Origin of the sequence: Brooklawnia cerclae, assembly GCF_011758645.1 — a bacterium.
Lineage (GTDB): Bacteria > Actinomycetota > Actinomycetes > Propionibacteriales > Propionibacteriaceae > Brooklawnia > Brooklawnia cerclae.
The window spans coordinates 2,436,729-2,458,157 of the sequence record NZ_JAAMOZ010000001.1 but is presented as its reverse complement, the minus strand read 5'-3'; the positions used below and the strand labels follow the sequence as shown (position 1 = coordinate 2,458,157).

The following is a 21,429-nucleotide window of genomic DNA, read 5'->3' as shown; positions in this document are numbered from 1 at the left end:
GGGCAATGGGGTGGATGCGGGCGCCAGGCGCGAGCAGCGGGTAGGTTCGGGGGCACAGACCCAGGGCCGCTGCGCCACGGTTCCACGGTGAAGGAGAGCCATGCCAACTCGCCGAGTCGTCGTCCGCGACGCACCCGCCCCGCTCGTCTCGGGCCTGCAGAGGCTCGCCGACTCCCTGGAACTGCCCGGCGACTTTCCCGAGGACGTACTCGCCGAGGCCGAGGAGACCGCGCACTCCGGGCCCCGGGACGGCCTGGCACGCAGCGATCGCACGGAGATCCCGTTCGTCACGATCGATCCCGCAGGTTCCACCGATCTCGACCAGGCCGTGCACATCGAAAGACTGCCGCACGGCTACCGCGTCTGGTACGCGATCGCCGACGTGGCCGCGTGGGTGCGGCCCGGGGGAGCGATCGACAGTGAGGCACACCGGCGCGGTCAGACGTACTACGCGCCCACCACCCGCGTCCCCCTGCATCCGGCGGTGCTGAGCGAGGGCGCCGCGAGCCTGCTCGCCGACGGGCGCGAACGCCCCGCCATCACTTGGTGTATCGACCTCGACGCGGACGGCGTCATGGTCTCGTGGCATGTCGAGCGGTCCCTGGTGCGCAGTCGCGCACAGCTGTCGTACACCGGCGCCCAGGCCGATCTCGATGCCGGACGTGACGAAGGCGTGCTCGGCTTGCTACGTGAGGTCGGGCAGCTGCGTCAGCGGGCCGAGGCCGAACGGGGCGGGGTGAGCCTGAACCTGCCCGAGCAGGAGGTCGTCCCCGAGCAGGACACCTGGCACCTGAGGTTCCGTGCGCCGCAGCCCGTCGAGGGCTGGAACGCCCAGATCTCGCTGCTCACCGGCATCTGTGCCGCCCGGATGATGCTGGACGCCGGCGTCGGCGTCCTGCGTACTCTGCCGCCCGCCCAGCAGCGTGACGTCGACCGGTTGCGGCACATCGCGAGATCACTGGGCTTGTCGTGGCCGGGATCGGTGGGATATCCGGACTTCGTCCGCTCGCTCGACCCTGTCGACCCCGATGGGCAGGCCATGCTGAACGCCTGCACACTGCTGTTCCGGGGGGCCGGGTACACGGTCATCGACTCGTCGCACTCCGACCGCAACAGCCAGCACGCGGCTCTGGCCACGCCGTACGCGCACACCACGGCTCCTTTGAGGAGGCTCATCGATCGCTACACCGGCAATGCCTGCGCCGACCTGGCGGCGGGTCGCCCGGTGGGGGAGTGGGTAGCCTCCGCGTTCGGTGCGCTTCCGGACGAGATGACCGATTCCGACCGGCGGGCAAAGAAGTTCGAACGCGGGACGATCGACCTGGTCGAGGCGCTGGTGCTGCACGACCGCGTGGGCCAGCGGTTCGACGGCACGATCATCGACGTGGACGACCGCCGCACCGAGCGGGGCGTCGCGTCCATCCGCCGTGTGGCGGTGGAGGCGCCCGTCGAGGGGCAGGGGCTTCGGCTGGGCGCCGAGCAGGCGCTCCTGCTGCGCCTGGCCGACCTCGAGCAGGGCCGGGTGCTCTTCGAGTTGGCCTGAGCGCGAGCCTGTTCGCGAGGTCAGGGCGAGGTGCCGTGACACAGTTCCTTCAATTCGGGCATCAGCACGTGAAGTCTGCTGAGAACGCTTCGGGATGGGCGGTCGCCGGGCGAATTGAAGGAACTGTGTCACGCTCATGACGCGTGACTCCGAGGCCGAGCACGTGTGGCTCGCCGGCTCGTGGCTTCCGGAGCGCTCCCGGGCGTACAATCGTCCACTTGGACGAGTCGGCCGGGTGATCGCGGCGCAAGCTGAGGAAAGTCCGGACTCCACAGGGCAGGGTGGTGGGCAACGCCCACCCGGGGTGACCCGCGGGACAGTGCCACAGAGAACAGACCGCCCGGAAACCGTCCCCAGACGGGGACAGGTTCGGGTAAGGGTGAAACGGCGGTGCAAGAGACCACCGCGCACCTGGTGACAGGTGCGGCACGGCAAACCCCACCCGGAGCAAGGCCACAAGGACGCCACGGCGTCTGCGGAAGCGTTCGAGGGCGGCCCGCCCGAGCTTCCGGGTAGGCCGCACGCCCGGTGCGCGAGCACCGGGGGAAGGCCGCCGGCAACGGTGGTCGCAGATGGATGATCACCGCCCGCAAGGGCACAGAATCCGGCTTACAGGCCGGCTCGTCCCCCCATGCACCGTTTCTCGCGCAGGCGCGGATGAAATCTGTTCCTGCGGACGAGATCTCGTCCGCGACAAAGGATTCCGTCCGCGCCTGTGGGGACCGACCGCGTCCGTGAGGACGATGCGGGCGGTGGCGCGGCGGCGCGGCGGGCGGAGGAGGGAGAGCGGGGGCCGCGGGTCAGTGCACCCCGGACAGGTCGACGGCCCGGGGGTCACCGCCGACGATGAGCTCACCCGAACTCGGCACGGTCAGGATCTCGGCGCCGTCGTCGGTCACCACGAGAGTCTGCTCGAACTGCGCGCACCGTGAGCGGTCCTGCGTCACGACGGTCCAGCCGTCGTCCCACTGCCGCGTGGCCGCCCCGCCGAGGGTCAGCATCGGCTCGATGGTGAACGTCATCCCCGGCCGCATGGGCGTGTCGAGCCGCGGCTCGTCGTAGTGCAGGATCACGAGCCCCGAGTGGAAGGCCGTGTGCACACCGTGGCCGGTGTACTCGCGGACGACGCCATAGCCGAACCTCTTGGCGTAGGCGCCGATCACCCGGCCGATGACCGAGATGGGCCGCCCGGGCCTGACCGCACGGATACCCCGGTACATCGCCTCGCGGGTGCGCTCCGACAACAGGCGGGACGCCTCGTCCACCTCGCCCACGTAGAACGTGGCGCAGTTGTCGCCGTGGACGCCGTCGGCGTAGGCGGTGACGTCCAGCTTGACGATGTCGCCGTCCTCGAGGGGGCGTCCGTCGGGGATGCCGTGACAGATGACCTCGTTGACCGAGGTGCAGATGCTCTTGGGGAATCCGCGGTAGTCGAGGGACGCAGGGTAGGCGCCGTGGTCGCACATGTACTCGTGGGCGATCGCATCGAGCCGATCGGTGGTGACCCCGGGGGCGATCTCCGCGGCGGCGACCAGCAGCGCGTCCGCCGCGATGCGGCCTGCCAGGCGCATCGCCTCCACGATCTCGGGGGACTGCACGTCGGGACCGTCGTAGTTCTCGGAACCCATGTCTCCCACGTACGGGGGACGCACGACCCCGGCGGGCACGTGGCGCATGGGACTGACGGTATAGGGCCGGATGGGATCACTCACCCCGCCGATTCTAGGCGCTGTCCTTCGGACGGGGCAGAGGCGGCCGGACGAGGACGGCCGAGCTCGCCGAGGGCTTGGTTGTCGTTTCGACAGGCTCAACGGGCGTTTGGGGGTCTGGTTGGCGTTTCGACAGGCTCAACGATCGTTTGGGGGTTGGCCATCGTTTCGACAGGCTCAACGATCGTTTGGGGGTCTGGTTGTCGTTTCGACGGGCTCAACGTGGTCGTCGTTTCGACGGGCTCAACGGGCGTTCGGGCGGGCTCAACGGGCGTTCGGGGCCGGTCTCAGCCGACCGACAGCGTCGAGATCGACTCGTCCACCAGCGCCTGGCGGGTGGTGTCGCCGATCGTGACGCTGGAGACGAAGATGCCCATCCGTTCGGGATCGCCCAGGTCGACGACGTAGATGTCGACGACGTCGCCGTCGATCTCGGGCATGTCGATGCTGCTGACGTGCACCTCGGAGCGCATGTGCCAGGCGGGGTATCCGCTGACGGTCGTGGACTCGCTCACCAGGTCGATCCGGTTGGTGAAGTTCAGGTAGTAGCCGGACGACGCGTAGCACTCCATCGACTGCTGGGCGGAGGTCTGGGGGTCGGTGAAACCGTCCTCCGCGTTCAACTGCCCGACGCCGATGTTGCTGATCCAGCCGGTTCGCACCTGGTCGACCTGGGTGTGAAAGTCGGAGACCCACTGCAGGTACATGTCGTCGTTGACCCAGCCGTCGATCTCCTGCACGGAGATGCCGCCGCCGTGCAACCGGCCGTCGTCGGACTGTTTCGTCTCGTTGCTGACGGCCGTGGTGGGGCAGGCCGTCAGGCTGGCCTGCGTGGTGGGCGGCGGTGTCGGGGTGGACGTCTCGTCCCACCCGCTGACGGTGGGGGTCGACGAGTTCGTGTCCTCCGGGACGGGTGTGAACCCGCCCCCGCCTCCCCCGGTGAGCAGCCAGATCACCACAGCGATGACGGCGACGCCGACGACGGCCACGATGAGCCAGGTCCAGTTGCGTCGTCCGCCACCACCCCGATTACCGGGACGAGCGGGCCCACCGGGACCGGTCGGGCCGCTCGGAACCGACTGACCGGGAGTGGTCGTCGTCTCGTTCGACCACGAGGTGCCGTCCCAGTAGCGGTAGCGGCCCGCAACGCCTGCTGGGTCTGGGTACCATCCGGGCATCGACATGAATCGGAGTCTACGTGGACGCGGGTGCCCGATCGAACGGCATGGTCATTGTGTGGGCGATCGGCGGTTCGGATGGCATCATGCGGTGATCGGACGGTGTGTCAGTCGTCACCAACTGGCACACTGGAACCATGGATCGTCAGACCGAGTTCGTCCTGCGGGCCGTCGAGGACCGCAACGTCAAGTTCATCCGCCTGTGGTTCACCGATGTGCTCGGTTTCCTGAAATCGGTCGCGATCGCCCCCGCGGAGCTCGAGGGCGCGTTCAGCGAGGGCATCGGCTTCGACGGTTCGGCCATCGAGGGCTACGCGCGGGTGTACGAGGCCGACATGATCGCCCATCCCGATCCCACGACCTTCCAGTTGCTGCCCTGGCGGACGAAGGCCGGCACCGCACGCATGTTCTGCGACATCACGATGCCCGATGGCTCCCCGGCCATGGCCGATCCCCGGCACGTGCTGAAGCGGGCACTCAAGAAGGCGGCCGACAAGGGCTTCACCTTCTACACCCATCCCGAGATCGAGTTCTTCCTGCTGCGCGCCGATGCGCCGTGGAACGCGCCCGAGCCGCTCGACTCCGGCGGCTACTTCGACCACACGACCCTGGACGAGGGCACCGACTTCCGCCGCGACGCCATCACGATGCTGGAGCAGATGGGCATCTCCGTGGAGTTCAGCCACCACGAGGGTGCTCCCGGCCAGCACGAGATCGACCTGAGGTACGCGGACGCGCTGAGCATGGCCGACAACATCATGACCTTCAAGGTCGTGCTGAAGGAGGTCGCGGTCGGGCAGGGCATCCGGGCTTCCTTCCTGCCCAAGCCGTTCACGGAGCATCCGGGGTCGGGCATGCACACCCACGTCAGCCTCTTCGAGGGCGACCAGAACGCGTTCTACGACGCCACGGACGAGGTGCGCCTGTCGAAGATCGGCAAGCACTTCATCGCCGGCCTGCTCGCGCACTCCCACGAGATCACCGCCGTGACCAACCAGTGGGTCAACTCGTACAAGCGCCTCGCCTGGGGCGGCGAGGCGCCCAGTTACGTCTGCTGGGGACGCAACAACCGGTCCGCGCTCGTCCGCGTCCCGCTGTTCAAGCCCGACAAGGCCAGTTCGGCGCGTGTGGAGTACCGGGCCATCGACTCGGCCTGCAACCCCTACCTCGCCTACGCGCTGCTGCTGAACGCCGGACTCGACGGCATCGACAAGGAGATGCCGCTTCCCCCCGAGGCCGAGGACGACGTGTGGTCGCTCACCGATCGGGAGCGGTCGTCCATGGGCATCGATACCCTTCCGCGCAACCTGGAGAACGCGATCGCGGTGATGGAGGAGAGCGAACTGGTCGCCGAGACCCTCGGCGAACACGTCTTCGACTACTTCCTGCGCAACAAGCGGGCGGAGTTCGACGAGTACCGCCGTCAGGTGACGCCCCAGGAACTCGAGACCCTGCTTCCCCGGCTCTGAGGGCCCGGGCGGCGATCCGCGTCCCGGCTCGGGCCCGCGAGGGCCGAGGGCCCCGGACGCGGGCCCCGAGGAGTGATCAGTGCATCGCGTAGATCGGGAACATGCGTGCCGCCTCGTCGGCGTGCGCCCCCGAACTCGTGAGTCGCGCCTGGCTCCTGGCGTCCGGCCAGGTCAGACGACCGATCGCGAGGGCGAAGAACGTGGACGGATCCATCTCGACGACGTTGGGCGGGGTGCCGCGCGTGTGGGTGGGGCCGTCGCCGAAGGCGCCGACCTGGACGGCGGCGAACGGTGGGACGCGGACCTCGATCGTCTGCCCCGGGTAGCGTTCGGCCAGCACCGTCGCCAGCGCGCGCACAGCGGACGCCAGCGCGTCCGGGTCGGGGACACTGCCGGCGTCGATGGCGAGGTCGACCGCGAACAGCGTGTTGGCACGCACGTAGTCGATGAGCCGCACCGCACCGAGCGGTGTGGCCACGGTGTTCGGGAGTTCCGTCTGGACGAACGCCGTGGCGAGTTCGCTGACCAGCGGGTCGAGCTGACGCCGGAGCGTGATCGTGTCGTCCGAGCCCATGAAACCCTCGATCCGCTCAGCGACGGCCTCGGCGGCGAGTTCGCGCTGGCGGAGATGATCCCCGAGAGTGCCGGGCGTGCCACGAGTGGCCGATCCCAGCGTCTGGAGGGTGTCGGTGGTGAGGAACAGCAGGCAGCCGAGACCGTCGCGGGCGATGGGGCTCGCATCGGTGGCCAGGGACGTCACCTGCCGGAGAAAGGCCGCGCATGCCCGGCGCAAGGACTGGTTTGCCCTGGCTGCCAAGACTGTCACTCCTTGAGGCTATGCATCGGCTCTTGTCACAGGGTAACCGTGGGGTTAATGTCGCGGGAACTCGCGCACAACTCACGTCATCCCTGGGCGCATCTTAGCCGGGGTAGTCTGTGTCGCACCCGGTGCAGGGTGCCAGCGGCGAGGAGGACGCGATGAGTGACCGCACCAGTACCCCGGTCGGCGACCTTGCCAGAAGGGGTTTCACCGATGTCGTCCGGGCCGCCGGACTCGTCGATTTCGTTCAGGAGTACCACCCGTCGGGCCCCGGTCGCGACTGGCTCGCGCTGGTGGCCGATGCTGCCGATCCGGATCTCGCACTGCAGGGCCTCGCCACCATCCACGAATCGGCTCCCGCGTTGATGGCCGAGGTGTTCGCCTCGCGTGGCTGGCTCGGCCGCGTCGTCGCCGTGCTGGGCGGCAGCCGGGCGCTGAACGAATACGCGCGGGTGCACCCCGACGACCTGCGCGTGCTGTCGGACGAGCAGATCGACGGGCAGGGCCGCGACGTCGCCCACCGGGTCGGAGCGGTGCTGGGGGTTCCCGACGGGCCTGACGGCCTGGTGCTGGACGATCCGGAGGCCGCCGATCTGCTGCGTCGGGCGAACAGACGTGAGTTGCTGCGCATCGCCGCCCGCGACCTGAGCCACCCGCAGCCCGCGTCCGTCGTCGACCGGGTCGCCGGAGAACTCACCGAGCTGGCCGACGCGGTCATGGGTTATGCGCTGGCCATCGCTCGCGGGCAGGTGCCCGGCGCGGCCACCGCGCGGCTGGCGATCGTCGCGCTGGGCAAGTGCGGGGCCCGCGAGCTCAACTACCTGTCGGACGTCGATGTGCTCTACGTGGCCGAGCCCGCGTCCCCCGACGTCACCGTGGAGGCGGCGCTGCACGTCGCCGAGAAGGTCGCGGCGGCCTCGGCCCGGGTCTGCTCGGCACACACCACGGCGGGGACGATCTGGCAGGTGGACGCGGCCCTTCGTCCCGACGGCAAGCACGGCCCCCTCGTCCGCACCCTCGCCAGTCATCGTTCCTACTACGAGAAATGGGCGAAGAACTGGGAGTTCCAGGCGATGCTGAAGGCCCGGCCGATGGCCGGGGACCAGGAACTGGGCCAGGCGTTCTGCGACATGGTCTCCCCGCTGGTGTGGCAGGTGGGTGGTCAGCCCAACTTCATGTCCGACACACAGGCGATGCGCCAGAGGGTCGTGTCGCTGATCCCCGCCAAGGAACGCGACCGGGAGATCAAGCTGGGGGCGGGCGGCCTGCGCGATGTGGAGTTCAGCGTCCAGCTGCTGCAGCTCGTGCACGGCCGCGTCGACGAGCGGCTGCGGATACCGACCACGTTGCCGGCGCTCGACGCACTCGTGGCCCACGGCTACATCGGGCGGGCGGACGGGGCACGGTTGGGCGAGGCCTACCGGTTCGAACGCGTGCTGGAGCATCGTGAGCAACTCTTCCGCCTGCGCCGGACCCATCTGATGCCCGACGATCCAGGGGATCTCGACCGGCTCGCGCGCCAGGTCGGTCAGGACAGCGGCAGTGAGCTCTGGGACGCCTGGCGCCGGGTGACCCGCGAGGTGCAGCGGCTGCAGCAGCGCGTCTTCTACTCCCCGCTGCTCGAAGCGGTCAGTCGGCTGACCAGCGACGAGTTGCGCATGTCGCCCGATGCGGCCGCGGACCGGCTGCGTGCCCTGGGCTTCAGCGATCCCGGCGCGGCGCTGCGCCACATCGGTGCTCTCGGGTCGGGGCTGTCGCGTACCGCAGAGATCCAGCGCCAGCTCATGCCCGCGATGCTGCAATGGCTGAGCGAAGGCCCCAACCCCGACCTGGGGCTGCTGTCGTTCCGCCGGTTGTCGGACGAGATGGGGTCGACCACCTGGTACATCCGGGCGCTCCGGGACGAGGGATGGATGGCCGAGCGGCTCGCGCGCATACTGTCGGCGTCCCGCTACATCGGTGACCTGTTGCGGCGCGACCCGTCGGTGGTGCAGATGCTGGGACGCGACGACGAGCTGGTGCCCCGCACCCGTGCGGACCTCGCGGAGTCGATGGCCAATGTCGTCGAGCGCCACGAGGACGACCCGGGCCGTGCCGTCACCGCCATCAGGGAACTGCGGCGGCGCGAACTGTTCCGGCTGGCCGCGGGCGACGTCCTGGGCACGATCGACCTTGACAGCCTCGGACGAGGCCTGTCCGACCTGGCCGGGGCGACCATCGACGCCGCGCTTGCCGTCGCCCGGGGCACCGAGGAGGCAGCCGGGGTGCATGTGCCCGGCATCGGCGTGGTTGCCATGGGGCGCTGGGGTGGGGCCGAGATGAGCTACGCCTCGGACGCCGATGCGATGTTCGTCGTGCCGGACGACGCCGGCCCGGAGGGCATCCAGGTCGCCGAGCGTGTGCTGGCCCGCGTCCGTGACACGCTGGGGGCGGCCGGGCCCGAGCCGCCGCTGTGGATCGATGCCGACCTGCGTCCCGAGGGACGCAGCGGGCCCCTCGTCCGCACGCTCGGGAGCCATGTCGCCTACTACCGCTCGTGGAGCGACACCTGGGAGTCGCAGGCGCTGTTGCGTGCGTCCTTCGGGGCGGGGGACGAGGAACTGGTCACCGGTCTGCTCGACCGGCTCGCCTTCCGCCGCTATCCGCCCGGCGGTGTCTCGGCGGCGCAGGTGGCCGAGATACGGCGGCTCAAGGGGCGCATGGAGCACGAGCGGATGGGGCCCGAGAGGACGCGCCGGAACCTCAAGCTCGGTCGCGGTGGGCTGAGCGACGTCGAGTGGACGGTGCAGTTGCTGCAGTTGCGCATGGCGGGCACCGTGCCCGCGCTGCGATGCACCGGCACCATGGTCGCCCTGGCCGCGGCCCAGGACGAGGGCCTCATCGGTGCCGACGACGCCGATGCCCTGCGATGCGCCTGGCGGCTGGCAAGCCAGCTGCGCAACAAGACGATGCTGGTGCGGGGCCGGGCGTCCGATCAACTGCCCTCCGACACGCGGGAGACGGCGTCGGTCGCGATGCTCCTCGGCTACGAGCCCGCCCACGCCTCGTCGCTGCAGGACGACTGGGCGAAGGCGGCCCGGCATGCCGGCCAGGTGGTCGACCGGCTGTTCTGGGGGAGCAGATGACGAGGCGCGTGCCCGAACGGAACGGGGGATCAGGGGTGAGGCGGATCCTGCTGCTCGGCGGGGCGAGCGAGATCGGGCTGGCGATCGTGGCCGAGTGTCTGCGGGACGGCGCGGCGGATGTGGTGCTCGCCGGCCGGGCGTCCTCACCCCATCGGGCCGATGCCGAACTCGCCGTGCGGCGCGCCGGTGCTCGCGGCGTCGAGTGGATCGACTTCGACGCGGCCGAACCGGCGTCCCATCCCCAGGTGATCGCGCAGGTGTTCACGCGCCCGGTCGACATCGTGATCGTGGCGTTCGGGCTGCTGGGGGACGCCGGCACCTGGCGTGACCACGCCGAGGCCGTGCGCGTGGCCCAGACCAACTACACGGGGGCTCTGAGCGTGGGGGTGCTGCTCGGTCAGGCGATGCGCGCTCAGGGACACGGGCAGGTGGTGGCACTGAGCTCGGTGGCCGGGGAACGGGTGCGGCGTTCGAACCCCGTCTACGGCTCGTCGAAGGCGGGCATGGACGGGTTCTACCTGCAGCTGGGGGTGCTGCTGGAGGGCTCGGGTGTGCGGGTGCTGGTCGTGCGGCCCGGTGCGGTGCGGGGACGCATGACGGCCGGACGCCGCGTCCCGCTGTCGACGACGCCGGAGCGGGTGGCCCGCGCCACCGTGGCGGCGATGCGGCGGGGCCGGCGGATGATCCGGGTGCCGGCACTGTTCGGCCCGATCATGGGTGTCTACCGGCACCTGCCCGCGTCCGTGGCGAAGCGGCTCGCCTTCTGAACCGGGCCGCCGGGCCGACTCAGGTGTCCGCGGACACGAGCTCGACCTGCCAGCTGGTCACGGGCTCGGGTGGCCCGCCGCACGAGACGGGACGCGACGCCGACCGGTCGACGGACTCGGTCACGCGGGTATGCCAGGTGTCGTCTCCGAGCCGCAGCCTCACCGTCCAGCCGTCGTCCTCCCTGGTCGCCTCGACCTCCCAGCCGGTGAGGGCGGGGACGCCGAACCGTGACTGCACGGTCGCCAACGCCGCCTGCGCCGGTTTCGGCAGTGCGCTGCAACCGCGGTTGTGAGTCTCGTCCATCAGCTCCGGTGCCAGCCGCCCGGAACGTGCCGCGTCCAGGGCTGCCTCCACGAGGGACGCGTCGAGGCGGGCGAACCCTTGGCCGAAGGGCAGCAGGACGCCGGTCGGCGCGAACCGGTGACCTCCGGTGTGGGTGGTCTCGTAGACCTGGCCGGGCCGGTCCCCGCTCGCCTCGGCGGCGACGCCGCGTCCGGCGATCGCGCAGCATCGGTCGCGACGCCCGTTCGTGCAGACGAGCATCACGGGTTCCTCGGTGGGAAACAGCCAGGGTGCGTCCACCCGGAGCCTGCCGGGGGTGGCATCGTCCAGCGCCTCCCACGGCAGGACGGCCAGTTCCCCGGGGTCTGACACGGTTCCGCGCAGGAGCCAGGGAGTCGGGGTGGTCAGCCCGCCGGCGACCAGTGCGATGCGAGGCCGGCCGGTCGCCGAGCCGGTCGACTCCCCGGGAATCCGCAGGAGCGCGAACCTGCCTCCCACAGCGGACAACACCGTGTCGAGGGCCTTGCCCAGCAGGGGATCGAGTTGCGATTCGACAGCTGCGGCGCGTCCCCAGGAGCCAGCTTGCTCCAGCACGAGGAAGCCACGTGCCACGGCGGCGGTACCGATCGCGGGCTCGCCCGCGGCGCGCGATGCCAAGGAACAGCGCGCGGGGCCCCATGGAGGAACCCCTGCTGCGTCCAGGCTCACCGCGCCTCCTTCGTCCGTGGCGCCCAGCCTACGTGGCGGCGCGCCACCAGGCCCGTTCCCGGACGACCGGTTCCGCGTCAGCTGCCGGCCGGCTCCCAGTCACGCGGGGTGATCTGCGGACGGTTCGTCCATTCCTCGCGGAGCAGCGGGGAGGAGATCAGCAGATCGGCAGTGGCCGTGTTGCAGGCCATGGGCACGTTCCAGACCGCTCCGATGCGGAGCAGGGCCTTCACGTCGGGGTCGTGCGGCTGGGGCTCCAGGGGATCCCAGAAGAAGATCAGCATGTCGAGCCTGCCCTCGGCGATCATCGCGCCGATCTGCTGGTCGCCACCGACAGGGCCCGACAGCAGGCGGGTGACGTGCAGGCCGAGCTCGTACTCGAGCATGGTGCCGGTCGTACCCGTCGCGTACAACGTGTGATCACTGAGCGTGCCCCGGTTGAAGCTCGCCCAACTGAGGAGTTCGGCCTTCTTGTTGTCGTGCGCCACCAGGGCGATCCTGTGCGAGATACCGGACATGTGCACGTCCCTTCTCCGACTGGGGGTATCACACAGTCTAGCGGCGCGACCCGGACCGGACCCCGACACCCCGGGAGGCGAATCGGATGCCGGGACGGCCGGGCGCGTGCTCACGATCAGACGATCACGCCGCCATCGGGGCACGGACGGGCGTCTGCGCGCAGCTGTCAGAACACCTCGAGCTGCAGGAGGTCGAGGTCGACGTCGCCCACGAGGCGAACACGATCGATCTGACGCTCGGGCAGTGCCTGGGGTGTGGTCTGCCCGGGCCAGCGGGGCATCACCGGATCCGCTGCCCGAGCCCAGCCGGACGGACCGTGCACGTCCAGGTGCCATGCGTCGCCGCCGGGGACCGCCGCGAACGTCACGGTGGCGCACAGCGGGACGAAGGGTTCGTCCCATGCCAGTTCGATCACGGCGCCGGCGGTCAGCGTCCATGCCGTGGCGCCGGTGTCGTCCACCAGCGACGCCGGCCCACCCACGAGGTGGGCGGACCCGCTGCGGTCAGGCTGCCAGGCCCGGCCGGGGGAATCGGGTGGAAGCGGGGGGAACCGGCCCCCGGCGGGCCGGCCGGCGAGCCGGCTGAGCGACAGCGGCCGTGACGACCGGCCCCAGCCGGTCGGGATCGTGCTCCGCTCCACCTCGATCGTGCAGTCACGATGCAGGGTGGCGACATCGATCCACACCTCGTCCCATGGCCGGCCGTCGAGGCTCACCGAGGCGATGTAGTCGCCGTCGCCGTGGGCCCGGACGCACAGCCTGGTGCCGTCGGGGCGCCGCCAGGCCACCTCGTCGAAGGTCGGTGTCGTGAGGACGAACTGTCCCGAGCCCACCTGGAGCGGATACAGGCCCATCAGACAGAACAGCTGCCAGGCGGACATCTCGCCGTTGTCCTCGTCCCCGGGATAGCCCTGGCCGATCTCGCTGCCGACGAAGACCCGATCGCACAGCTCGCGGACGAGCGCCTGCGTCGCGTCCGGGCGTCCCGCGTGCAGGTACATGAACGGTGTGTGGTGGGCCGGCTGGTTGGAGACCCCGAACTGGCCCAGCCGCAACGCCCTGGCCTCGGCCATCTCGTGGATGATGCCGCCGTAGGCTCCCGGGTGGTCGGCGTTCTCGGGGGTGGCCCGCGCCTCGTCGAGCCGCGCCGCGAGTGCGTCCGGCCCGCCGAGGGCGTCGGCGAGCCCCGCGCCGTCCCACACGACAGAGAAGGCCATGCCCCAGGCGTCGGTCTCGGCGTAGTCGCCGCCCCAGTCGAGCGGGTCGAAGTGTTCCCCGAAGCCGCCGGACGCGTCGCGGCCGCGCAGGAAACCGGTCGCGGGATCCCACAGACACCGCCAGGCCAGCGCGCGGTTCGCGAGGTAGGCGGCACACGCCGAGTACTCGGTGGCCCGGGCGCCGCCTCCCGCCGACAGGCGCGCCGTCCACAGCGCGACGGCGGCGTCGCAGTTGGCGTTCTCGATCGACCAGCTGAACCCCTCCGGCGTGTCGCGGTCGATCCAGCCGGCGAACCGGCCGCGGGCGAGCCCCTTGCGTCCTGTGCGGGGGTCCTCGCTCGGCACCAGGCAGTCGCGCAGCGCCGAGTCGAGGAACGACTGCTCGTCGAAGGCGAGGCGGTGGGCGGCGGCATCGGCCCCGACGGCGTCCGAACTGGTCCCCACCATGCAGTCCTGGTGGCCGGGGGCCGCCCAGCGGCTCATCCAGCCCGAGTCCCGGTAGGCCTGTGTGATGCCGTCGAGCAGCCCGGACGCGAGCTCGGGCGCGAGCAGGTGGTAGAGGGGCCAGGCGGTGCGGTAGGTGTCCCAGTAGCCGTTGTTGACCATCAGGCGGCCCTCGCCGGTGGGCAGCCCGCCCAGTTCGGCGTCGTCGGGGCGGAGCCGCCGGTGGTACGGGCTCGCGTACACCCATCGCGGGTGGTCCGATGATCCGGCGTTCTCGTGGTGGGCGCTGGGCCACATGAGCACGCGGGCCAGGCCCGACCATGCGGCGGTGCGCTGCTCCCGGGTGCCGCCGGTGATCTCCAATCGCCCGAGCAGGTGCTCCCACGCCTGGTGGGCCGCCGCTGTCACCTCGCCCTGGCTCCTGCCCGCCAGTTCCAGCTCGAACGTGTGCTTCGCCTGGGCGATCCCGATATGGCTCTGGGCGAGCCGGATCTCCAGTTGCAGGCCGTCCCGCAGCCACAGCGCCCGGGGCCGTCCGGAATCGTGGGCCGGACGACGGAACAGCCTGCGTAACGGCCCAGGTCTGTCGTCGGGCCAGATCGCGGCGGGCTGCATCGTCTCGCCGTACACCCAGGCCCCGGGGACAGGCGAGGTCGGAGCCCCTGGCCCGGACAGGTGACCGTCGGGGGAGCGTAGCCACCAGCGGATCGCCACTCGCCCGTCGGGCAGGGGATCCAGGTCGAGGTCGGCGTCCCCCGGTTGGTCGAGCAGCACGCCGCGCATGCGCAACGGTCCGTCGAAGGCGAACGACATCACGGCACCGTGTGTGGTGGGCACCAGTGTGGCGAGGACGCGGTTGGCCACCTGTCCCGTGGGTGCGGGGTCGCGCAGCAGCACCTGGTAGCGGTCGGGCCGGGCGGCCTCGACGTCGTGGTCGAACGCCAGGGCCCGGTCGCGCGGATCGGCCCGCGGCATGCCGAACCAGGGCATCACCTGGCAGGCACTGCGGTCGCGCATCCACGGGCTGGGCTCGTGGGCGAGCGAGAAGCCCTGCAGCCGTGGCTCGGGACCGCCGTGGGACCAGCGATACAGCCACGCGTCGGTGCGGGCGTCGGTCACCGGGGTACACAGGACGAAGCCGCCCGGCAGACAGACCGCCGGGAAGGTGCTGCCGCGGCTGAACGCGAACCCGCTGTTGGCTCCCCGGCGCATGTCCACCCGGCCCACGACGTCGTCCGGCTCGCCCCGGTCGGGCACGCGCCTGGCCTGGAGCCACCCGCGTCCCGTCCCTGCGGGCAACGCCAGATCGATGCGGTCGAGGGTGCGTCCGGCCGACGCGGTCAGGTCGAGTGCCAGCAGGTTCCACTGGTCGGCGACCAGGCAGCCGAGGCGCCCCGGCACCAGATCGTGGCGGTGCTGATCGCGGACGACGATCATCCGGTCACCGGACTGCTCCCGGGGCAGCCCGACCACTCCCGCACGGCAGGCATCGAAGCCGGGACCCAGCTCCGGGAAGATCGCCAGCTGGACCGTCACGGCCGGATCGACCACGAAGGAGGGGACGACCGGCAGGGTTCCGGGCTGTGCGCCCAACTCGTAGCGCCACACCTGCCCGGGCCACAGCCCGGTGTGCGGCGTCCCGCTCGGCGCGTGATCCGGGCCCGCGTCCGGCGTGAGCCTCGGACCGGCCGTACCAGGCATGTGCGCCTCCCGCGATCTCGGGATCACTCCGGGGCCCGGCCCTGGATGCCGGACCCGTCTGGGAGCCTACCCGGCTCGAAGCGCGAGCGCGCCTCCCACGAGGACCACGGCCGTCGTCACCTCGACGAGGGCTCCCATCATGTCGCCCGTGAGCCCACCGAGCCTGGTCACCAGGCGGCGCGTCCACCCGACCGCGACGCCGATCGCCACGAGCACCGCCATGGGGAGACCGACGGCCCCGGGCACCCCGGCGGACCACCAGCCGAGCCCGGCGGACAGGCCGAGAACGACCACGAGGGACACGACGCAGGCACTCACGGGCGTGACCCCCTGGAACAGGGCCCCGAAGCCACCCGGCCGCGCCGAGGGCACCGACGGGCGAGTGGCGAACGAGATGGCGAGCCGGCCGGTGGCAGCGGCGACGACGGCCGTCGCGACGAGGTCGCCGGCGTCCGGCATGGCGGCGAGTGCGGCCAGCTGGGTCGACAGCACCAGGACGATGGCGGCCACCCCCATCGCACCGATGTCGGGCTTACGCATGATGTCGAGGGCGTTGGTGGTGTCGCGTCCCTGCTTGCGGCTGCCCAGCGCCGCCAGCCCGTCGAAGGCGTCCGCCAGGCCGTCGAGATGCATCGCCCCCACCAGCGCCTGGGCGACGACGAGCACGATCGCCGCAGCCAGGAGCGGGGCGTCGGCCACCAGCCGGACGAGCGCACCGGCCGTTCCGGAGACCAGCCCCACCAGAGCACCGAGCACCGGGAACCATCCGATGGCGCGGCGCGCATCGTCGCGTCCGATGACGGCGGGTGGGACGGGGACGACGCTGAACAGGCCCGCGGCGAGCACCAGACCGGGAATCCGCCGATCGTCACCGCGCGGTCGGGCCTCCGGATCGCTCACTTCAGCCTCTGGGGGAGGCCCGCGACACAGAACCAGACCTCGTCGACGGCGGCGGCGACCCGCATGTTGAGGACGCCCATCTCGTCGCGGAAGCGTCGCACCGACGGGGCGGAGGGGACGATACCCTGGCCGACCTCGTTGCTCACCGCGACGACCGGTCGCCGCGCCGCCGTGAAGGCGGCGACGAGTTCGTCGGTTGCGGCGGCCAGCCGTTCGTCGGTGCCGGGCCCGCCGTCCCAGACCCCGGCCTCGTCCATCTGCCGGGTGAGCCACACGGTGAGGCAGTCGACCAGCAATGGACGATCGGTGTGCCGCACGAGCTCGGAGGCCACGTCGATGGTCTCGATCGTCGTCCAGTGCGCCGGTCTGCGGGCGCGATGCTTCGCGATCCGGGCGTCCCATTCGGCGTCCCCGGGGACGCGCTGTGAGGTGGCCAGGTAGTCGACCGGGCCGGGACCCGCGAGCAGCCCCTCGGCGTGGGTCGACTTGCCCGAGCGGGCGCCGCCGAGGACGAGCACGCGCCCGGTCAGGCTGTCGTGCGGCATCATGCGCTCTTGCCGGAGACCCCGGCCTCGGCGAAAGTAGCCATGTCCTTGAGGATACGAGCACCGCTGCGGACGATGGGGAGCGCGACCAGCGCGCCGCTGCCCTCGCCGAGCCGCAGGCCTAGGTCGACGAGTGCGGGCAGCCCGAGAGCGTCGAGCGCGACGCGGATGCCCGGCTCCCTGCCGTTGTGGCCGGCGAACAGGTAGCCCCGGACCTCGGGCGCCAGGCCGACGGCGATGAGCGCCGCCGCGCAGCTGATCACCCCGTCGAGGACGACCGGGACCCCCGCGGCCGCCCCGCCGATCATCAGCCCGGCCATGCCCGCGATGTCCAGCCCGCCGACCTGGGACAGCACTCCGAGGGGATCGGCGGGATCGGGACGGTTGACCGCGATGGCGCGGTGCACGGCGTCCACCTTGCGTGCCAGCATGGCCTCGTCGGCGCCCGCCCCGCGGCCCGTGGTGGCGGCGGGGTCGGAGCCGGTCATCGCCGCGATCACCGCGGCCGCGACCGTCGTGTTGCCCAGCCCCACCTCGCCGGTGAGCAGGATGTCGGCCCCTCCCGCGACGGCCTCCTGGGCCACGGAGATGCCCGCCTCCAGGCCGGTGCGGGCCTCGTCCCGGCTCATCGCGGGGCCACGGGTGAAGTCGTCGGACCCGCTGCGTACCCGCATGCGACGCAACCCCGGGGCATCCGGAACGGGAGCGGCCACACCGACGTCGATCGGCCACACCTGCGTGCCGGTCTCGGGCGCCAGCGCGTTGACCGACGCTCCGCCGTAACAGATGTTCACCAGCATCTGCACGGTGACCTCCTGCGGCCACGGGGTGATGCCCTGATCGTAGACGCCGTGGTCGGCCGCGAAGACCCCCAGCACGCCGTGGGAGGGCACGGGGGCGGGCACCGCGCCGTGGATGGCGGCCAGTTGGTTCCCGATCGCCTCCAGGAGGCCGAGCGAGCCCTCGGGCTTGGTCAGTTGCGCCTGCCGCTGCTGCGCGGCGATGCGAACCTGCTCGTCGACGGGCCGGACGGCATGGAGGGTGGTGGACAGGAGTGAGGTTGCGGCAAGGGTCATGATGACGCCCCTTCTGCGGGTCGCGCGCCCGCGTCGAGTGGAGCCGGCCCGAACGGGCGTACGGCTGCGGCGAACGATGTTCCTGGCTCGTGCGTGGGGACGCAACCACAGTGGCGGGACCGCTCCGGAGTTCGACCGGATTCCTCGCTGTCGCCCGACCATCATGGCACGTGGGTTGGGGGCCGGTCGGCCGACCCCGGGCACTACTGTTGGGGCATGCCAGGGCAGGAATCCACACTCGTGATCGTCGGGGCGGGCGGCGACCTGAGCCGTCGCTTCCTCCTTCCGGCGCTCGGCCACCTGTTGGCCACCGAACCCGATCGGCGCGTGCGTCTGGTGGGCGCATCCAGGCGTCGGGATCCCGGGTGGGGACAGATCGTCGCCACCGCGTTCGCGGCCCAGGACGGGCCGGCCGTGGTGGCGACACAGGCATCCGCGGCATGGGTGGCGGCCGACGTCGCGCGTCCCGACGGCTGGCGGCAGATCCTGGAAGCCGCCGGGGAACCGGCGACGATCTATCTCGCGCTCGGGCCGGTGCAGGCGCACGCCGCCTGCGAGGCCCTGTCGCGGATCGGGGTTCCCGCGGGCACACGACTGGTGTTCGAGAAGCCGTTCGGACGCGGGGCGGCCGCTGCGGTCACACTGAACGAGCTGGCGATCGGCCTCGTGGGCGAGGCGAACGTGTTCCGCGTCGACCACTTCCTGGCGACACCCGTCGTCCTCGCCTCGCCCGTGCTGCGGTTCGGCAACCGGGTGCTGGCCGCGGTGTGGGACGCCGAGCACATCGAGCGGGTGACGGTGCTGTGGGACGAGGCGCTCGGGCTGGCCGGACGCGGGGAGTTCTACGACGCGACCGGCGCGGTGCGCGACATGATCCAGTCGCACCTGCTGCAGGTGCTGGCGGCGGTGATCATGGAGCCCGCGGCAGGTGAGGGCGGTCAGGAACGCGCCGTGCGCGAGGCCCTGGATTCGCTGAGCGTCTGGGACGATCCCCGTGCCCTGCGCAGGGCACGCTGGACGAGCGGGACGATCGGCGGGGAACCCGCGCGTGCCTATGCCGACGAGCCCGGCGTCGTCGCCTCGCGGGAGACCGAGACGCTCGCCCAGGTGGTGATGCGCTCCGACCTGCCCCGCTGGCGCGGGGTGCCGCTCGTCCTGAGGTCGGGCAAGGGGCTGGACGCGGACCGGCGCTATGTCGAGATCCGGTTCCGGGCGCCCGGAATGCTCGCGGACGCCGACGGGCGCGCGACGCCGGGCGACGTGCTGCGCATCGACATGCTGACCGGGGCCCTGGAACTCGACCTCGTGACGGCCGACCCCGCGGAGCCACGGACGCCGGTACGCGTGAGGCTGACGGGAGGGATCGGCACCCCGTCATCGCCGGGCGGGCCCGACGAACACGCCGTGGTGACCGCCTCGGAGGCGGCCATCTACGGCAGGGTGCTGAAGGCGGTCCTCGACGGTGACCGTACGCTGTCCGTGTCCACCGAGGCTGCCGTCCGGTGCTGGCGGTTGGTCGAGCCGATCCTCGCCGGGTTCGGTGACGGTGGCGTCCCGCTGGAGGAGTATCCGGCGGGCAGCGCGGGGCCGCGGGGATGGGACGACGTCCCGGCATGAGGTCATGGCCCAAGGAGTGGGAAAAGATATTACCAATTCGACGGTGAACTAGGCTGAAGAACCTAGACTCATGCATGCGTCGCCCACTCGCCGAGGGCTCGGAACAAGACCGGCGGCCTGTGCTTGGCTTCGCGAATCGAGGAGGATTCATGGGAGCACCGACACTCCACGAGGCGATCGTGGAGTCACTGGCCAAGCGCATCGTCTTCGGCCAGGTGCCGCCGGGGAGTTCGCTGTCCCTGGCCCAGGTGCAGGAGGAGTTCGGTGTCTCCCGGACCGTGGCGCGTGACGTGATGCGGGTGCTCGAGTCGTTCGGTGTGGTCGAGTCGCGACGCAAGGTGGGCATCGTCGTGCTGCCCGCGTCGTCGTGGAGCGTGCTGGACCCCCGCGTCATCCGGTGGCGCATGGCCGGCCCGGGGCGCCAGGAACAGGTGCGGGCCCTCACCGAACTGCGGCTGGGGATCGAGCCCATGGCCGCGGCCTCGGCCGCGCTGAACGCGACGCCGGAGCAGAAGGCCGAGTTGGGGGCCACGGCGCGCACGCTCGCCCGCCTGGCGGACGCGTCGACGGTTCGCGAGTACCTCGACGCCGACATCCGCTTCCATCAACTTCTGCTGGAGGCCAGCCGCAACGAGTTCTTCGCCGCGCTCGGAGAGACCCTGGCGGCCGCGCTGTCGGCCCGCACCGAGTTCGGGATGATGCCCAGTCATGCCTACCCGTCCTCGATCGCGGCGCACCTGGAGGTGTCGCGATCGGTCGATGCTGGCGACAGCGACGCGGCCTTCGACGCGTCGGCGCGGATGCTGGCCGAGCTGAGACACGAGCTGCTCGCCGACGCCGGGGCGGAGACGCTCACCGCGGGAGCCCGGTGACCCGGTGGGGTCGCTTCGCTGGTGAGGGGCGGCCGGGATGACCAGGCTGCTGCTCGTCCGGCACGGGGAATCTACCGCGAATCGCGACCATCTCGTCCCCGGCTGGTCGCTCGGGGTGCCGTTGACCGATCGGGGACGATCCCAGGCCGCCGGGGCCGCCGAGCGCGTGGCCGAGTCGGTCGGGGAACAGAGCGCGCTCCTGTTCAGCTCGGACGCGCTGAGGGCGCGGCAGACCGCTGCTCCGATCGCGGAACGGCTGGGGCTGACACCCGAGGTGACACCTTTGTTGCGTGAGCAGGGTCTCGGTGACCTCGAAGGGCAGCCGACGTCCCGGCTGCGTGCGCTTCCGGTGCCCGGCGGGCTCGACATCAGCGAGGTCGCCTGGGGCGGCGGGGAGTCCATCGCCACCGTGCACGCGCGCTTGCGGCGCTTTCTCGCCCATCTGGCTTCCCGGCCGGGCGGCCTCTCGCCGGTGGTCGTGCTGGTGGGACACGGGGACTGCCTTCGCGTCCTGCGGGCTGTCGTGGACGGACGCGGTCATCGTGAGGTCGACTGGTCGTCGGCGGGGCTGGCGCACGGCGAGGTCAGGGAGCTGGCGTGGGACGGCGGCGTCGGGCCGGAGTGATTTCCTCGGCCTGGCAGAGCCGTGACGACCCGTCTGGGCGGCGAAGATCGGTTGTGCCCGGACGTGACTCGCCCGGGACGAGGGGCTGGCTTCGTCCCGGGCGGGCCTGGTACCTGACGACGATGAGGAGGGGCCGTCAGGACGTATGGGTCGTCAGCGGTGCTCGTGAAGAGGCACGGACCGCCGTGCAAAGTCCATAGTTATTGATAATTATTCTCATGTCAAGTTGTGGTCCCGGTCCGATGGACGCGGACGGCGGGCCGCAGCCAATGGCCGCGGCCCGCCGTCGTGACGAGTTCCTCGATCGGGCTC

16 protein-coding genes, 1 other RNA gene and 1 riboswitch are annotated in these 21,429 nt (G+C 71.2%); of the genes, 8 read left to right on the top strand and 9 right to left on the bottom strand.

Annotation, left to right across the window (positions count from 1 at the left end; genetic code table 11):
* Positions 1-100: 100 nt before the first annotated feature.
* Both FB473_RS11415 and rnpB read left to right on the top strand, forming a co-directional pair.
* Positions 101-1,543, top strand: coding sequence for a ribonuclease catalytic domain-containing protein (locus FB473_RS11415; RefSeq protein WP_167167666.1), 1,443 nt, complete (start codon positions 101-103; stop codon positions 1,541-1,543).
* Positions 1,544-1,766: 223 nt separating this feature from the next.
* An RNA gene (gene rnpB, locus FB473_RS11410) (RNase P RNA component class A) lies at positions 1,767-2,171 on the top strand.
* Between the two features lie 172 nt (positions 2,172-2,343).
* Here the strand turns inward: rnpB and map are convergent.
* Together map and FB473_RS11400 are read right to left on the bottom strand one after the other, a co-directional pair.
* Positions 2,344-3,219 (bottom strand): type I methionyl aminopeptidase, encoded by an 876-nt coding sequence (map, locus tag FB473_RS11405; RefSeq protein ID WP_167169524.1) that lies wholly within the window; start codon positions 3,217-3,219, stop codon positions 2,344-2,346.
* Positions 3,220-3,539: 320 nt separating this feature from the next.
* Positions 3,540-4,436 carry a DUF2510 domain-containing protein gene (locus FB473_RS11400; protein WP_167167664.1) on the bottom strand — a complete coding sequence of 299 codons (897 nt, stop codon included), beginning with the start codon at positions 4,434-4,436 and terminating at the stop codon, positions 3,540-3,542.
* A gap of 131 nt (positions 4,437-4,567) precedes the next feature.
* On the opposite strand from FB473_RS11400, the gene glnA reads away from it, so the two are divergent.
* Positions 4,568-5,899, top strand: coding sequence for a type I glutamate--ammonia ligase (gene glnA / locus FB473_RS11395; RefSeq protein WP_167167661.1), 1,332 nt, complete (start codon positions 4,568-4,570; stop codon positions 5,897-5,899).
* A gap of 76 nt (positions 5,900-5,975) precedes the next feature.
* Here glnA and FB473_RS11390 read toward each other — a convergent pair whose 3' ends face one another.
* Positions 5,976-6,716: a sterol carrier family protein gene (locus tag FB473_RS11390; RefSeq protein ID WP_167167658.1), complete on the bottom strand. Its 741-nt coding sequence runs from the start codon at positions 6,714-6,716 to the stop codon at positions 5,976-5,978.
* Between the two features lie 161 nt (positions 6,717-6,877).
* On the opposite strand from FB473_RS11390, the gene FB473_RS11385 reads away from it, so the two are divergent.
* Both FB473_RS11385 and dprE2 read left to right on the top strand, forming a co-directional pair.
* Positions 6,878-9,844 (top strand): bifunctional [glutamine synthetase] adenylyltransferase/[glutamine synthetase]-adenylyl-L-tyrosine phosphorylase, encoded by a 2,967-nt coding sequence (locus FB473_RS11385; RefSeq protein ID WP_167167655.1) that lies wholly within the window; start codon positions 6,878-6,880, stop codon positions 9,842-9,844.
* Positions 9,845-9,879: 35 nt separating this feature from the next.
* The gene (dprE2, locus tag FB473_RS11380) at positions 9,880-10,611 is read left to right on the top strand and encodes a decaprenylphospho-beta-D-erythro-pentofuranosid-2-ulose 2-reductase (protein WP_341770105.1); all 732 of its coding nucleotides are present in this window, start codon (positions 9,880-9,882) and stop codon (positions 10,609-10,611) included.
* 19 nt (positions 10,612-10,630) lie between these two features.
* Here dprE2 and FB473_RS11375 read toward each other — a convergent pair whose 3' ends face one another.
* The 6 genes from FB473_RS11375 to cobT all read right to left on the bottom strand — a co-directional run bounded on the left by FB473_RS11375 (position 10,631) and on the right by cobT (position 18,003).
* Positions 10,631-11,602 (bottom strand): sucrase ferredoxin, encoded by a 972-nt coding sequence (locus FB473_RS11375; protein WP_167167649.1) that lies wholly within the window; start codon positions 11,600-11,602, stop codon positions 10,631-10,633.
* Positions 11,603-11,679: 77 nt separating this feature from the next.
* Positions 11,680-12,120 carry a methylglyoxal synthase gene (locus FB473_RS11370; RefSeq protein ID WP_167167646.1) on the bottom strand — a complete coding sequence of 147 codons (441 nt, stop codon included), beginning with the start codon at positions 12,118-12,120 and terminating at the stop codon, positions 11,680-11,682.
* Between the two features lie 167 nt (positions 12,121-12,287).
* Positions 12,288-15,482: a GH92 family glycosyl hydrolase gene (locus FB473_RS11365; RefSeq protein WP_167167643.1), complete on the bottom strand. Its 3,195-nt coding sequence runs from the start codon at positions 15,480-15,482 to the stop codon at positions 12,288-12,290.
* A gap of 66 nt (positions 15,483-15,548) precedes the next feature.
* A complete protein-coding gene (locus FB473_RS11360) occupies positions 15,549-16,382 on the bottom strand; it encodes an adenosylcobinamide-GDP ribazoletransferase (RefSeq protein ID WP_208390531.1) in 834 nt (277 codons plus the stop codon).
* The gene (cobU, locus tag FB473_RS18025) at positions 16,379-16,927 is read right to left on the bottom strand and encodes a bifunctional adenosylcobinamide kinase/adenosylcobinamide-phosphate guanylyltransferase (RefSeq protein WP_243863544.1); all 549 of its coding nucleotides are present in this window, start codon (positions 16,925-16,927) and stop codon (positions 16,379-16,381) included. The genes FB473_RS11360 and cobU overlap by 4 nt, the downstream gene beginning before the upstream one ends.
* The gene (cobT, locus tag FB473_RS11355; RefSeq protein WP_243863543.1) at positions 16,927-18,003 is read right to left on the bottom strand and encodes a nicotinate-nucleotide--dimethylbenzimidazole phosphoribosyltransferase; all 1,077 of its coding nucleotides are present in this window, start codon (positions 18,001-18,003) and stop codon (positions 16,927-16,929) included. The genes cobU and cobT overlap by 1 nt, the downstream gene beginning before the upstream one ends.
* A gap of 78 nt (positions 18,004-18,081) precedes the next feature.
* Positions 18,082-18,147, bottom strand: a riboswitch (cobalamin riboswitch).
* 72 nt (positions 18,148-18,219) lie between these two features.
* On the opposite strand from cobT, the gene FB473_RS11350 reads away from it, so the two are divergent.
* The 3 genes from FB473_RS11350 to FB473_RS11340 all read left to right on the top strand — a co-directional run bounded on the left by FB473_RS11350 (position 18,220) and on the right by FB473_RS11340 (position 21,117).
* Entirely contained in the window at positions 18,220-19,620 is a 1,401-nt protein-coding gene (locus FB473_RS11350; protein ID WP_167167640.1) for a glucose-6-phosphate dehydrogenase, read from the top strand.
* Positions 19,621-19,769: 149 nt separating this feature from the next.
* Positions 19,770-20,492, top strand: coding sequence for a FadR/GntR family transcriptional regulator (locus FB473_RS11345; protein ID WP_167167637.1), 723 nt, complete (start codon positions 19,770-19,772; stop codon positions 20,490-20,492).
* Between the two features lie 37 nt (positions 20,493-20,529).
* On the top strand, positions 20,530-21,117 hold the full coding sequence (locus FB473_RS11340; RefSeq protein WP_167167634.1) for a histidine phosphatase family protein: 588 nt from the start codon (positions 20,530-20,532) through the stop codon (positions 21,115-21,117).
* Positions 21,118-21,429: the final 312 nt, after the last annotated feature.

Excerpts from the sequence above, each read along its gene's own strand:
- cobT (WP_243863543.1), bottom strand. The coding sequence starts at position 18,003 with ATGACCCTTGCCGCAACCTCACTCCTGTCCACCACCCTCCATGCCGTC.
- FB473_RS11345 (WP_167167637.1), top strand. The coding sequence starts at position 19,770 with ATGGGAGCACCGACACTCCACGAGGCGATCGTGGAGTCACTGGCCAAG.
- FB473_RS11385 (WP_167167655.1), top strand. The coding sequence starts at position 6,878 with ATGAGTGACCGCACCAGTACCCCGGTCGGCGACCTTGCCAGAAGGGGT.
- FB473_RS11365 (WP_167167643.1), bottom strand. The coding sequence starts at position 15,482 with ATGCCTGGTACGGCCGGTCCGAGGCTCACGCCGGACGCGGGCCCGGAT.
- FB473_RS11400 (WP_167167664.1), bottom strand. The coding sequence starts at position 4,436 with ATGTCGATGCCCGGATGGTACCCAGACCCAGCAGGCGTTGCGGGCCGC.
- cobU (WP_243863544.1), bottom strand. The coding sequence starts at position 16,927 with ATGCCGCACGACAGCCTGACCGGGCGCGTGCTCGTCCTCGGCGGCGCC.
- glnA (WP_167167661.1), top strand. The coding sequence starts at position 4,568 with ATGGATCGTCAGACCGAGTTCGTCCTGCGGGCCGTCGAGGACCGCAAC.
- FB473_RS11370 (WP_167167646.1), bottom strand. The coding sequence starts at position 12,120 with ATGTCCGGTATCTCGCACAGGATCGCCCTGGTGGCGCACGACAACAAG.
- map (WP_167169524.1), bottom strand. The coding sequence starts at position 3,219 with ATGCGCCACGTGCCCGCCGGGGTCGTGCGTCCCCCGTACGTGGGAGAC.
- FB473_RS11350 (WP_167167640.1), top strand. The coding sequence starts at position 18,220 with ATGCCAGGGCAGGAATCCACACTCGTGATCGTCGGGGCGGGCGGCGAC.
- FB473_RS11415 (WP_167167666.1), top strand. The coding sequence starts at position 101 with ATGCCAACTCGCCGAGTCGTCGTCCGCGACGCACCCGCCCCGCTCGTC.
- FB473_RS11340 (WP_167167634.1), top strand. The coding sequence starts at position 20,530 with ATGACCAGGCTGCTGCTCGTCCGGCACGGGGAATCTACCGCGAATCGC.